This is a genomic window from Corynebacterium meridianum (genome assembly GCF_016342265.1).
GTDB lineage: Bacteria > Actinomycetota > Actinomycetes > Mycobacteriales > Mycobacteriaceae > Corynebacterium > Corynebacterium meridianum.
Map to the genome: position 1 here is coordinate 20,013 of NZ_JAEIOS010000010.1, position 12,960 is coordinate 32,972.

Annotated in this window: 10 protein-coding genes; 3 read left to right on the top strand and 7 right to left on the bottom strand. The window is 69.1% G+C overall.

Features of this window, described 5'->3' with window-relative positions:
* Positions 1–41 precede the first annotated feature (41 nt).
* Together JDV75_RS02475 and JDV75_RS02480 are read left to right on the top strand one after the other, a co-directional pair.
* The gene (locus JDV75_RS02475; protein ID WP_198737687.1) at positions 42–827 is read left to right on the top strand and encodes an aldose epimerase family protein; all 786 of its coding nucleotides are present in this window, start codon (positions 42–44) and stop codon (positions 825–827) included.
* 86 nt (positions 828–913) lie between these two features.
* Entirely contained in the window at positions 914–2,086 is a 1,173-nt protein-coding gene (locus JDV75_RS02480) for a DUF418 domain-containing protein (protein WP_198737688.1), read from the top strand.
* Here the strand turns inward: JDV75_RS02480 and JDV75_RS02485 are convergent.
* The 3 genes from JDV75_RS02485 to JDV75_RS02495 form a co-directional block, all read right to left on the bottom strand.
* On the bottom strand, positions 2,067–3,758 hold the full coding sequence (locus tag JDV75_RS02485) for an ATP-binding cassette domain-containing protein (RefSeq protein ID WP_198737689.1): 1,692 nt from the start codon (positions 3,756–3,758) through the stop codon (positions 2,067–2,069). The two genes, JDV75_RS02480 and JDV75_RS02485, sit on opposite strands and share 20 nt — an antisense overlap.
* The gene (locus tag JDV75_RS02490) at positions 3,755–6,247 is read right to left on the bottom strand and encodes an ABC transporter ATP-binding protein/permease (protein ID WP_198737690.1); all 2,493 of its coding nucleotides are present in this window, start codon (positions 6,245–6,247) and stop codon (positions 3,755–3,757) included. Before JDV75_RS02490 ends, JDV75_RS02485 begins: the two co-directional genes overlap by 4 nt.
* A gap of 145 nt (positions 6,248–6,392) precedes the next feature.
* A complete protein-coding gene (locus JDV75_RS02495) occupies positions 6,393–7,787 on the bottom strand; it encodes a YeeE/YedE thiosulfate transporter family protein (RefSeq protein WP_198737691.1) in 1,395 nt (464 codons plus the stop codon).
* Between the two features lie 289 nt (positions 7,788–8,076).
* On the opposite strand from JDV75_RS02495, the gene JDV75_RS02500 reads away from it, so the two are divergent.
* The gene (locus JDV75_RS02500) at positions 8,077–8,667 is read left to right on the top strand and encodes a neocarzinostatin apoprotein domain-containing protein (RefSeq protein ID WP_198737692.1); all 591 of its coding nucleotides are present in this window, start codon (positions 8,077–8,079) and stop codon (positions 8,665–8,667) included.
* Between the two features lie 73 nt (positions 8,668–8,740).
* Here the strand turns inward: JDV75_RS02500 and JDV75_RS02505 are convergent, their stop codons facing one another.
* Genes JDV75_RS02505 through hpaD form a run of 4 tightly spaced genes read right to left on the bottom strand, consistent with a single transcriptional unit; the run spans position 8,741 to position 12,914 of the window.
* Positions 8,741–10,219 (bottom strand): NAD-dependent succinate-semialdehyde dehydrogenase, encoded by a 1,479-nt coding sequence (locus tag JDV75_RS02505; RefSeq protein WP_198737693.1) that lies wholly within the window; start codon positions 10,217–10,219, stop codon positions 8,741–8,743.
* Positions 10,220–10,222: 3 nt separating this feature from the next.
* The gene (locus tag JDV75_RS02510) at positions 10,223–11,008 is read right to left on the bottom strand and encodes an HpcH/HpaI aldolase family protein (protein WP_198737694.1); all 786 of its coding nucleotides are present in this window, start codon (positions 11,006–11,008) and stop codon (positions 10,223–10,225) included.
* Positions 10,993–11,778, bottom strand: coding sequence for a 2-oxo-hept-4-ene-1,7-dioate hydratase (gene hpaH / locus JDV75_RS02515; RefSeq protein WP_198737695.1), 786 nt, complete (start codon positions 11,776–11,778; stop codon positions 10,993–10,995). Before hpaH ends, JDV75_RS02510 begins: the two co-directional genes overlap by 16 nt.
* Before the next feature lie 44 nt (positions 11,779–11,822).
* The gene (gene hpaD, locus JDV75_RS02520) at positions 11,823–12,914 is read right to left on the bottom strand and encodes a 3,4-dihydroxyphenylacetate 2,3-dioxygenase (RefSeq protein WP_336244276.1); all 1,092 of its coding nucleotides are present in this window, start codon (positions 12,912–12,914) and stop codon (positions 11,823–11,825) included.
* Between the last annotated feature and the right edge of the window lie 46 nt (positions 12,915–12,960).

The window sequence follows — 12,960 nt, forward strand, 5'->3', positions numbered from 1 at the left end:
TACCGGCCGGACCGGTGCCCGGAGGACTACATTCGGGAGGTATGGATGCACATGATCTGATCACCTCGAACGGCCTGACGTTCCACCCCGCCGGCGCCCACCTCGTGTCGGTGGGGACCCCGGGCGGCGAACTGCTCTTCGTCAGCTCCACCACCGGCTGCGGGGTCGGCACCCCGATCCGCGGCGGGGTGCCGCTGCTCGCCCCGTGGTTCGGGACGTTTCTGGGGGAGGAACCCGCCCACGGGTTCGCGCGGCGCATGGCGTGGGACTGCCGGGAGACGGGGACGGGTCTCGCCGCGACCCTGGACCACGACGGCTGGCACCTGTCGTTCAGCGCGGACCCGACGACGAACGGCGTCTTCGTGGAGCTGTCCGCCCGCAATGACACCGACGCCGACCGACAGCTGCAGCTGGGCTTCCACCCCTACTACCTGATCGACGACATCGATCAGGCGACGGTGACCGGTCTCGACGGCTCCCCGGCACTCGACCGCGTCGCCGAACACACCGGCACCGTCGACGGTGCGATCTCCTTCGACGGCCTCTACGACACCATCGTCACCGCGCCCGCCGGCCGGACCGCGACCCTGACCGACGGCACCCGGACGGTGGACGTGACGGGACGGGGCACGGACTCGATCATCGTCTGGAATCCCGGCGCGGAGAACGCCGCGGGCATGCGCGATCTGGGCGAAGGCGAGTGGCGGCGCTTCGTGTGCGTCGAACCCGCCCTCCTTGGCCCGGATCACGCGGGCGTTCCGGTGGCGCCCGGGGAAACGGTGACCATCGGCATGACCGCGCAGCTCACCGTCCCCGAGCTCGACTGAGGGGCACTCTCAGGCGCTGGTAAGGTTCCACTTCGTCGGCCCGCCCGCTGCGTCGAAGCAGGGGAAGCAATCGAAGGAGAACCATCGTGCCCCAGGTCAGCGCCGTGACGCAGTCTGTCCCCGTCCCAACCGGCGGGTCCGGAGCGCGGGTCGCGGGCATCGACGTCGCACGGGCACTCGCGATCTTCGGGATGATGTTCGCCCACATCGGTGCGGCCGCGGACTCCCCCGCCGGTGATGCGGCGCACCTCCTGGCGACGGGTCTGCCGTCCTCCCTCTTCGCGGTGCTCGCCGGCGTCTCCCTGGGTTTCATGGGCAGCGCGGGGGCCGCGGCGGGAGGTCAACGGCTGGCCGCCTCGCGGAGCAGGCTCTACGTCCGGGGCATGCTCGTTGTCGCGATCGGGCTGGGGCTGACGTACGTGCAGTCCCTGATCGCCGTGGTGCTCATGGCCATCGGTATCGAGATCATCCTGCTCGCCCCGGCCGTGCGGTGGCGGACCCGGACCCTCCTGATCTGGTGGGCGGTGCTGTTCCTCGCGGGCGCGGCGGTGACCACCCTGCTGCGACTGGGGGGCTTCTATTCGGTGCTGATCACCCTCGGTTATCCGCTCCCGGCCTGGCTGCTCTACGGGATCACCGGGATCCTGCTGCACCGCCATCTCATCCATGCCGGGCCCCGGATGTGGACGGTCGCCGCGGTGACCGGGGCGGTGGTCGCGGGGGCGGGTGTATGGTGGTGGCGCCTCGACGTGCTCGACATCGGGCACGACTCACCGCCCTTCGACTTCCACGATCCGGATCTCGCCGTCGCCCGGGAGCTGTTCCTCTCCGCGGCCCCGCACAGCGGTGGTCTGGGGGATGTGGTGGTCAGCGTCGGTGCCTCCGTCGCGACCGTCGGGCTCTGTCTGCTGGCGTGCCGCGTCCACTGGGTCGGGGTGCTGCTCTACCCGTTGCGTGCCACGGGTTCGATGGCGCTCACGGTCTATGTCGCGCACGTGCTCACCGCGACGATGCTCACGGGGTTCTCCCTCATGGCGTTGGTCGGGCACTGGGCCCCCTCCCACGGCGCCCCCCTGCCGGAGACCGGGAGCGGGTTCGACCCGGACGGCTTCGCGGTGACTGCCCTCGCGGCGCTGCTGTTGACCTCCCTGTGGCGGTGGCGGTTCCGGCGGGGCCCGCTCGAGGGTCTGCTGCGGTGGATCATCAGGAAGGCGACCCGCACCGATCTTCCGCCCCGGGTCACACCCGCCAGTCCCTGATGTTCCGCCACTGCCGCTCCATCCGGGCGAAGATCCCGCCCGCTGCGCTCAATTCCTCCCGGGTCCCCGACTCGACGATCCGGCCCTCCGACATGACCACCACCCGGTCGGCGATCTCGAGCACGGCGGGCCGGTGGGTGACGACGACGGTGGTGCGCCTCCCCTTCACCCGGGCGAGCGACGAGACGATGGCGCGCTCGTTGAGGGCGTCGAGGTTCGCCGTCGCCTCATCGACGACGAGCAGATCGCCGGGCGCGGCGAGCGCCCGGGCGATACCGACCCGCTGACGCTCACCGCCGGACAACCGGTTCCCCGATTCCCCGACCCGCATGTCGGGCCCGTCGCCGGAGGAGCCGGGCACCGAATCCAGCTGGGCGGCACTGATCACTTCGTCGAGTTCCGGACCGGTGATCCGGAGGTTGTCCCGGATCGTCGCGTTTCCCAGCACGGTGTCCTGGAACACGGCTGTGGTCATTGCTCGCAGGTCGGCGGCGCTGACCGGCCGCTCCCCCACCGACACGGTGCCGGTCGTCGGTTCGACGAGACCCGCCAGCACGTCGAGGAGCGTGGATTTACCGCACCCGGAGGCGCCGACGATGACGGTCATCGTCCCGGGTTCGAGATCCAGGTCCACCCCGGCCACCGCGACGGTGCCGTCCGGGCGGGTGACACCGATTCCGCGGGCGCGGAGTGTCCCGGGTGCGGGATGTCGCCCGGGGACGGTTGCTGGACGCTCGACGAGCTCACGGAGCTGACGCAGCGTCATGCCGACGGTGTGGAGGGAGCTGGCGAGCATGGACACCGCCGTGATCTGTTCGATGACGCGCATGAGGACGATGACCATCACAGCCGCCTCGACGCCGTCCAGTCGTCCGTCGTCGTACGCCAGCCAGGTCGCCGCACCGAATCCGAGAAGAGTCAGCTGCAGGGCGGTGCTGGTGAGCATCTGTCCCGGGATCTGCCAGAGCAGGAGTCTGCGTACCGCGCGAACCCCGCCCGTGACGGCGTCGTCGACACGGGTCGATCCGCGCCCGACCCGTCCCGCGGTGCGCAGCGCCGGCTGGGCGACGGCGAACTCGACGAGCCTCTCGTCGAGTTCGAGGGTGGCCCGGGTGAAGGCATCGTCGGCACCGCGTTCGATCTTCTCGGACATCAGTACCGCACCGAGGAGGAGCACCGCTCCCGCGATGGTGACCGGCGCGAGGCTCCAGTCGATGAACAGTAGCGCGACCGTGAGGAAGCAGGTGAAGGACACGGCGGTCAGGATGGGTGTGATGAGCAGGACGACCATGCTGGTCAATTCGACGCCTCCGCCGCCGATGAGGGAGCGCAGTTCCGATTTCCGTGCCGGTGTGAGCTCATCGAGTGGGGTGTCCCGGATAGCCCGGACCCCGTGCCGCCCCACGGCCCGCATGGCCTGCAGCCCGAGCTCGACACCGGTTCCGGCTGCGCTGCGTTCGATCATCCAGATGGCGGCGGTGACCACGATCAGCGCCGCGGTCCAGGGACCCGCGCCTGCGACGTCGTGGTCGAAGATGTGGTGCAGCAGGGGTATGAGTAGAACGACGGCGGCGACCTGCAGGCCGGAGGAGAGAACGGTCATTGCGGTGAAGCGGCGGAACGCAGTGGTTCCCGCGGTGCCGGTGATGCGGCGGATGTCGGTGACGATCATCGTGTGCTCCCTGCCTTCCAGAGATCGGCGTACGTTCCGTCGGCGGCGATGAGTTGGTCGTGGGTACCGGATTCGGTGATGCGTCCGTCCCTCATGACGACAATCCGGTCGGCACCGGTCACGGTGTGCAACCGATGGGCGATCATGAGTACGGTCTTGCCTGCCAGCAGCCGGTCAAGTCCCCGACGGATCGCCCATTCGCTCTCCGGGTCTGCGGAGGCCGTCGCCTCGTCCAGCACCACGATGTCAGTGTCGGCGAGCAGTGCCCGCGCCACACCGATCCGTTGCCGTTGCCCGCCGGACAGGCGGTTGCCGTCGATGACGGTGTCGTAGCCGTCCGGGAGCGTTTCGATGAAATCGGCGATGCCGACCGCCTCGGCGGCGGCGATGATGCTGTCCCGGTCCGCACCCGGTGCGGCGAGTGCGATATTCTCCGCCACGCTGGTGTGCAGCAGTTGCACGTCCTGCAGCAGTACGCTCACCCTGCCGTAGAGCTCCTTCTGGCTGAGGTCGCGGATGTCGCGGCCGTCGATGCTGACGGATCCGCCGTCGACGTCCCACAGCCTGGCGAGCAGGGAGGCGACGGTGGATTTTCCGGCGCCCGAATCACCGACGACGGCGGTGACCGTTCCGGGTTCGAGGCTCAGCGAGAAATCCGGGAGGACGGGCCGACCGGGCCCGTAGCCGAAGCGGACGTGGTCGAAGACGACGTGGCCTGGACGCCCCGGACGGTCCGCGGGTTCCGCGAGGGTGGGCGTGGCGAGCAGGAGATCGAGTCCGGCTACCGCGTTTAGGCCCTGCTGGAGGGCGCCGATGCTGTGGGAGACCGCGAGCAGCTGACCCGCGAAGGAGGTCCCGAGGATGAGGAAGGGAATCAGGTCCGACGGGTCGATCCATCCGACGAGGAGGAACAGCCACGCCGCGGTGCAGAGTAGGGCGATGACGGTGGCCGGGCGGTTGAGCATGACCATCGTGACCTTCGCCGGGGCGGTGTCGTGTTGCCAGGTGCTGACGAATTCGTCGATCTCGCGCATGGCGCCGTCGACGTCGACGATCGCGTCATCCCCGAATATGCGGGATTCCCGTTGGGTCTCGAGGTGTGTCTGCACCACGGCGTTGGCCTCCGCAACGAGACGTTGGGAGGTCTGGAACCGATCCCTGTCGCGGTTCATCATGCGTGTCATGACCACGATGAAGAGCACGACGGGGATGAGCAGCACGAGGCCGAGTCGCCACTGCACGCTCATGAGGTAGACGAGGACCGCAACGGGTGTTACCGCTGCTGCGACGACCTCCGGGACGGCGTGGGTGACGAGGTGGTGCAGGGCGGCGACGTCGCCACCGATCAGCTTCCGCACACCCGCCGATTCCCGCCGGTTGAACCATCCGAGGGGTAATCGCGTGACCTTCTCCATGAGCCTGAGGCGCAGGGCCGCGGCGAAGTGTGCGTCATAGAAGTGGAGGGCAGTGGTCAGACTCACGGTGCCCAGGCCGCTGAGTCCCATCACCACGAGGGCGATGACTGCGGCTCGGAAGAACTCCTGCTCGGGCGCGCCGTCCAGGAACATCTGCGCGATGTGGGCGAACAGGATCAGCGGGACGATCTGCAGTACCGACAGGCACCCCTGGGCGATCCCGGAGAGAATCAGGGCGGTCTTCGCGCCGGCGAGCACACCCCGTGTCGGTGTCGCGGGTGTCATGGCTGCGTCGTGGGGTGATGCGTACTGTTCCGGTGCGTCGGTGTCGCGGTAGGAACCCATGGCCCGCCCGCGGATCCAGTAGCCCTGCGCGTGGAGCAGCGCCTTCGTCGCCCCGCACTCCCGTCTGAGATATGTCCGGGCGTGCCTGACCGAGGTGGATTCCGCGGTGAGCCAGGTGAACCAGCCGGACCAGGTTCCGCCCAGGATGGCCTGCACGAGCGCCTGTCCGTCGGGGAGGGGGTCGATCCAGGTAGCGGTGATGTTGTCCCCCACCGGAAGCGGGAGCTGTTCGTCCGGGTCGCTGTTCTTCTCCAGGAGGATCACGACGGGCACCGAGGGATCGATCGCGGCGGCGATGTCGCAGATCGCGGGATAACCGGAAGCGTCCCCTAGGAGCAGATAGCCGGGTGGCTGCGGATCGAGTTGGACGAAGGGTTCCTCCGACATCCGCATCGCGCTGATCTCGGCACCGACTTCCGCGTGTCTGGCCCAGTGGGAGGCGGGACCGGCGGGTTCGTGGAGGACGAACTCGAGGGTGAACTCGCCGGTGGCCGGATCTGCGTCCCTGATGGTGTAGCCGCGCTGGAATTCCTTCGCTCCCCCGTCCGGATCCGGGAACCATGCCCGGATCCAGGCACCCGGCTTCTCCCCCTCGGGGTTGAGCAGGGTGTCGGACCGGAGTCGGAGCCGGAGGTAGTTGTCGGTGACCCACTCTCTGTCGATGAGGCGGACCCTGTGGTCCTTCGCCCCCATCGCCTTCATGATCGAACCGGATACGCCTTTGCCCATGGCTGGTCTCCTGTGTGCGCTGCGGAGCTGGATTCACCGCAGATTTCTTGCATTGTGAGTGCAAGAATACACAATAGGCGAGCCTCGCCTCATCTTTCGGGGATTCACGGGGCACCCGCCCGGCGGAGCGGCGGGTGCGGTGCGATCAACCCTTCCGCACCTTGATCCGCCAGCCGGCGTCCCCGGTGGCCCGGAACTCGGTCACCTCGTGCCCCGCCTCGGCGGCCCAGCGCGGAATCGCGTCGGTGGCCTGGGTGCAGTCGAAGTCGATGACCAGCGTCTGACCCGAGCGCAGCTCATCCATCGCCGAGACCGCCTCGATCAGCGGGAACGGGCACACGGCGCCGAGAGTGTCCAGGGCGAACTCCCCCGGCGCGGTCTCGGCGAGTCCCGCCGGAGCGGGCTGCGCCCCCCGGACCTTCAGCGCGACCGGCGCGACGGCGTACGCGGGGACGGCCACGGACGTGGTGGCGGCCTCCGGGTGGGCGGCGCGCCCGTCGACGCTCTCGTCGGTGCTGCAGGTCCCGGCCGTCGTCTTCCGCCCGGAGGGCTTCAGCCAGATCTTCGCGGCGACGCCGACACCGACGGCGAAGAACGCGAGCGCGACCCAGCCCTGGTAGGTGAACAGAGAGGTCTGAACCATGCCGTTGCCGACCGTGCAGCCACCGGCCCAGCTGGCCCCGACGCCCATCCCGATGCCGCCGACCACGGCACGCGACGAGGTCCGGGCGTCGGGCACGCGGACGCGAAACTCACCGGAGACCTTCGCCGCGACGAGCGCCCCGACGAGGATCCCGAGGACGAGGAGCGCACCCCAGTCGAGGAAGGAGCTGTCCCCGGTGACGATGTAGTTGGCGACGTTCTTCGACGGCGTCGTGATACCGAGACCGTCATTGCGGCCGGTCGCGGCGGACAGCGGCCAGGCGATGACGCCGATGATTCCGATGATCACCGCCGCGAGGTACACGTGCAGCGGCCTGCGGTGCAGCGGCTGAGCGAGGGAGACCGGCCGCGGGCCGGAGAACTCCGCCTGGAGGAAGCGCGCCGCAAGGTAGGCGGTCAGCACCCCGAGGCCGATGGCGAACCACCAGGGGGAGAGCCCGAAGGTGGCGGGCACGGTGGTCTGATCGACAGTGAACTGCCGGAGCCAGGCGTTGACCCCGCTCAGCGGGCCTGTCTTCATCGCGGCGGCGGATAGCGCGTACCCGACTAGGGCGAGCCAGGAACCGACCAGCCCCTCCCCCGCGCGGTACCACGTGCCCGAGGCGCAGCCGCCGGCGAGGACGATGCTGACCCCGAAGATGAAGGCGCCGACGATGACGGCGGCAGGCGCGAAGGGCGAGTATTCGGGCGTGATGATCCCGGCCGAAGTGAGGGCCGTCAGCCCGATGGCGTGCACGGAGATGACGATGAGCAGTGCGGTGAACGGGCGCCACGTGCTGCGGGTGAAGATGTCACGGAGCATGCCCGTCACGCAGAACCTCCCGCGCTGCATGACCGCGCCGAGTACGGCGCCGAGGATGAGTCCGGTGATGAGCATGGGAACCTCCTGTGGGTTCTTCTGGTGTGTCTGTTGCCGCGGAGTCCCGTCCGTGGGGAATCCGATACCGGAACCATACAGATCGGTCTATTATTTGTGAACCTTTCTGTTCATTTTTTGTCCCCGGGCGGTCCACCGACGGAGCGTCGCCCGTGCTCGTCGGGAAACCGGCCGGTCCGGTAGACGATAGAATTCGGGCAGAGCCCCGTCGGCGGTACTCGTGCCGCCCCGCGGGTACCGACGGACACCGTCCCCCGGAGTCCGTCCCACCAACGACGAAAGGCATCCCATGTCCAGACTCTTCACCGCGCGAACCGCCGCGTTCGCCGCCGCATCCCTGATCCTCGTCGCCCCCCTCGCGGCCTGCTCGAACTCCGAGACGGAGTCGACCACCGATCCGACCAAGGTCGACGCCAGCATCTCAGAGATGAGCGAATCCGCGTCCGAGGGAATCTCCGAGATCGAGTCGGAGCTGTCCCCGGAGCCGTCCTCGACCTCCGCGGCCGCGCCGTCTGACGTTAAGGTCACCGTCGACAAGGCCGAGGGGATCAAGGCCGGTGACACCCTCACCGTGGAGGTCACCGGACTGAACCCGAAGGCCGGGTACTACGGCGCCATCTGCGCGGCACAGACCCCGGGCGGTGCACCCGTTCCGGTCTGCACGGGCGAGATGGGCGACGTCGAGAGCCAGGCCTGGCTGCAGAACGAGCGCGGCACGGCGAAGATCGCCGAGGACGGGACCGCGTCCTTCACCCTCACCGCCAAGCCCACCGGTGAAGGCGTCGACTGCGCCACCGACGAGTGCGTGCTCAAGGTCTTCGGCGACCACTCCGAGGGCTTCAAGGACGTCGCCGAGGTTCCGGTCACCTTCGCGTCCTGACCCCGGATCGGCACAGACGAACAAGGGGCCGGCCACCGCACGGGTGGCCGGCCCCCTGTTCCGTCGGAGAACCTCAGGCGTAGGGGTCCGCGACACCGATGTACTGGACACTGGTGTACTCGTCGAGCCCCTCGGCGCCACCCTCCCGGCCGAGGCCGGACTGCTTGACCCCGCCGAACGGAGCCGCCGCGTTCGAGATGACCCCGGCGTTGAATCCCATCAGACCGAAGTCGAGGCCGTCGGCCATCCGGTACATCCGTGACGCGTCGGCGGTGAATACGTAGGACGCGAGACCGTACTCGGTGTCGTTCGCCAGGGCCAGCGCCTCCTCCTCGTCACGGAAGGTGATGATCGGCGCGACGGGTCCGAAGATCTCCTCGGTGAGCACCCGCGCACACGCGGGAACGTCGACCAGGACGGTCGGCGGATAGAACCAGCCGGGCCCCGGGACGGGGCTCCCGCCGGTGAGCGCCTTCGCCCCACGCCCGACGGCGTCGTCGACCAGCTCCGCGACCCGGTCCCGGGCCTGACGGGAGACCAACGGACCACAGGTGACGCCGGGCTCCAGCCCGTCGCCGAGCCGGACGGTATTCATCCGCTCGGCGAACAGGGCGGCGAACCGCCCCGCCACGCTCTCGTGGACGATAAACCGGTTCGCGGCCGTGCACGCCTCACCGATGTTGCGCATCTTCGCGGCCATCGCGCCCTCGACCGCGGCGTCGATGTCGGCGTCGTCGAAGACGATGAACGGGGCGTTCCCACCCAGCTCCATGGAGGTGCGCAGCACGCCGTCCGCGGCCTGCCGCAGCAGCAGCTTGCCGACGCGGGTCGACCCGGTGAAGGAGACCTTGCGCAGCCGGTCGTCGGCGAGCAACGGGGCCGACACCGCCGCGGGGTCAGCCCCGGGAAGCACTGCGAGAACACCGGCCGGCAGGCCCGCGTCCATCATCGTCTGTGCGAAGAAATAGCTGGTGAGAGGGGTCAGATCGGCGGGCTTGAGGATCATCGTGCACCCGGCGGCGACCGCGGGGGCGATCTTCCGCGTCGCCATGGCGAGCGGGAAGTTCCACGGGGTGATCAGCAGACACGGGCCGACGGGCTTGCGTCGGGTGAGCATCCGCAGACCGCCCTCGGGTGCGGCGTCGAAACGGCCGTGGTCCCGCACCGCCTCCTCAGCGAACCAGCGCAGGTACTCCGCACCGTAGGTGACCTCGCCGCGGGCCTCGGCCAGTGGTTTGCCCATCTCGAGGGTCATCAGCGTGGCGAAGTCCTCCGCCCGCTCGTGGACCAGCGCGAAGGCCCGGCGGAGGATCTCCGACCGGTGCCGCGCCGGGGTCCGGGCCCAGTCACCCTGGACCCGGCAGGCCACGTCGAGAGCCTCGCGCGCATCGTTCTCCCCCGCCGAGGCGAGCGTCGCGAGGTGTTCCTCCGTCGCCGGGTTGAACACGTCGAAGGTCGCACCGTCGGCTGCGTCGGTGAAGCGCCCGTCGATCAGCAGGCCCGTGGGAACGCTCCGCACCAGGGCGGAGGCACCGGTTCGGTCGATGGCCATGCTTCAGCCCTCCCGGGTGAAGTCGCCGAGCAGCCTGCGTGATGCGGTGGCGGCGAGTTGGACGTCGGCGCCGATGTTGACGAAGTCGGCGCCCGCCTCGAGGTACCGGCGCGCCTGGTCGGTGTCGAAGGCGTTGACGCCGACGAACGTACCCGCGTCCTTCGCCGCCCGCATGGCGCGGGACACCGCGTCGAGGACCTCCGGATGAGACTGCTGACCGATGACCCCCATCGAGGCGGCGAGGTCGGATGGGCCGATGAACACGGCGTCGACGCCGTCGACGGACGCGATCTCGGCGGCGTTCTCCACCGCCTGCAGCGACTCGATCTGCACGACGCAGCTCACGGTGTCCGAGGCGGTGCCGAGGTAGTCCGGTACCGCGTTCCACCGGGAGGATCTGGCCAGCGCGCTGCCGACGCCGCGGACACCCCGGGGCGGGTAGTGCATCGCGGCGACGGCCGTCTCCGCGTCCTGTCTGGTGTGCACCATGGGCACCATGATCGACTGGGCCCCGAGGTCGAGGTACTGCTTGATCAGGGCGGTGTCGAGCACCGGCACCCGCACGACGGGCGTCGCCGGATAGGCGGCCACCGCGCGCAGGAGATCGGCGATCGTCTCCAGTCCGATCGGGGAATGCTCGCCGTCGATGAGCAGCCAATCCGCCCCGCTGCAGGCCATGATCTCGGCCATCGCGGGCGAACCCGAGCAGACCCACAGTCCGGTGAGCGGCGTGCCGGCGGCCGCGAGGCGGCGTCCGAAAGGTTCGGGGAGGTTCACTCGAAACGACATGTCACGCTCCCCAGCTCGCCGTAGTCGGCGTGGACGGTGTCCCCGGGTTCCACCCACATCGGGCGGGTGAAGGAACCCGCGAGGATGATCTCCCCTGCCTCCAGGGCGTCGCCGTGTTCGGCGAGCTTGTTCGCCAGCCAGGCGACACCCGTGGCGGGGTGCCCGAGGATCGCGGCCGCGACGCCGGTCTCCTCGATGGTCTCGTTGCGCTGGAGCAGCGCCGGGATCCAGCGCAGATCCACCGCGTCCGGGGCGACGGGGCGCCCGCCGTAGACCATCGCCCCCATCGCCGCGTTGTCGCTGATGGTGTCGACGATGGTGCGCCCCTCCATCTCGATCCGCGACGAGAGAATCTCCAGAGCCGGCACCACGTACTCGGTGGCGCGCAGCACGTCGAAGATGGTGCAGCCCGGGCCCCGCAGCCCGTCCCTGAGGACGAAGGCGAGTTCGACCTCGATGCGGACGTTGGAGAACTGTCCGTGGTCGATCACCGACCCGGACTCGTGGACCATGTCGGCGAAGATCGCGCCGTAGTCGGGTTCGGTGATGCCGGTGGCGACCTGCATCACCTTGCTGGTCAGCCCGATCTTGCGGCCGACCGGGCGGCGGCCCTCGGCGATGCCGCGGCGTCGCCACTCATTCTGCACGGCGTAGGAGTCCTCCACCGTCATGTCCGGGTGGCGGGCGGTGAGCAGCGGGATCATCGTTCGGTTGTTCTCGGCGTCGCGGAGCTCGTCCGCTATCGCCTCGATGGTTTTCTGGTCGAGCATGGTGCCTCCTGCGTGGGCCGGTCGTTCGGGGAGTCGGTGGGGATCTAGAGCTGGTGCCCCAGCTTGTACTCGCCCTTCTTCCAGTCCGGCATGTCGTCGTCCTCGGGCCGGGTGTAGGAGAATCCGTCGGCGCCGATGGTCTGGGACAGCTCGGAGGCGTCGGTGCGTTCCACGAGGGGAACGAGGTTGCCGTCTAGGTCGAGGACGCGGGAGGCGTCGGTGTACCAGCTCGGGACGACGGGGGTTCCCCACCAGTCGCGGCGCTGGTTGTCGTGGACGTCCCAGGTGACACGGGGGTTATCGGGGTCACCGGTGTAGTAGTCCTGGGTGTAGATCTCCACGCGGTGGCCGTCGGGGTCCCGCAGGTAGAGGTAGAAGGCGTTGGACACGCCGTGGCGTCCGGGACCGCGCTCTATGCGGTCGGACAGTCGCAGGGCGCCCATCTTGTCGCAGATCGCGAGGATGTTGTGCTTCTCGTGGGTGGCGAAGGCGACGTGGTGCATGCGGGGGCCGTCGCCACCGGTCATGGCGGTGTCGTGGACGGTGGGCTTGCGCCGCATCCAGGCCGCGTAGACCGTTCCGTCGCCGTCCTGGATGTCCTCGGTCACCCGGAACCCGAGATCCTCCATGTACTTGACGGCCTTCGGCACGTCCGGGGTGACCTGGTTGAAGTGGTCGAGCCGGACGAGGGCGCCGGGAGTGTAGAGGTCGTAGCGCCAGCAGAGCCGCTCGACGTGTTCGACGTCGAAGAAGAACTCGTAGGGGAATCCCAGCGGGTCCTGGACGCGCACGGAGTCGCCGATGCCGCGGACGAATCCGTCCGGGTTGCGTTCGACCCGGCAGCCGAGCTCCCGGTAGAACGCCTCGGCGCGGTCGAGGTCCTCGGGGCTGCGGACGCGGTAGCTGAAGACGGACACCGCCGCGGTCTCGCCCTTGCGCAGGATGAGGTTGTGGTGGATGAACTCCTCCATGGAGCGGAGGTAGATCGCCTCATCGTCCTCGTAGGTGACCACGAGGTCGAGGACGTCGACGTAGAAGTCGCGGGAGCGCTTCAGGTCGGTGACGACGAGTTCCATGTACGCGCAGCGCAGGACGTCCGGCGGTGGTGAGGTCGGGGTGGTGATCGGGTTGGACACGGTGTTCTCCTTGGTGTCGGGGGCGCCTGTCGACGTCCGTCCCTCC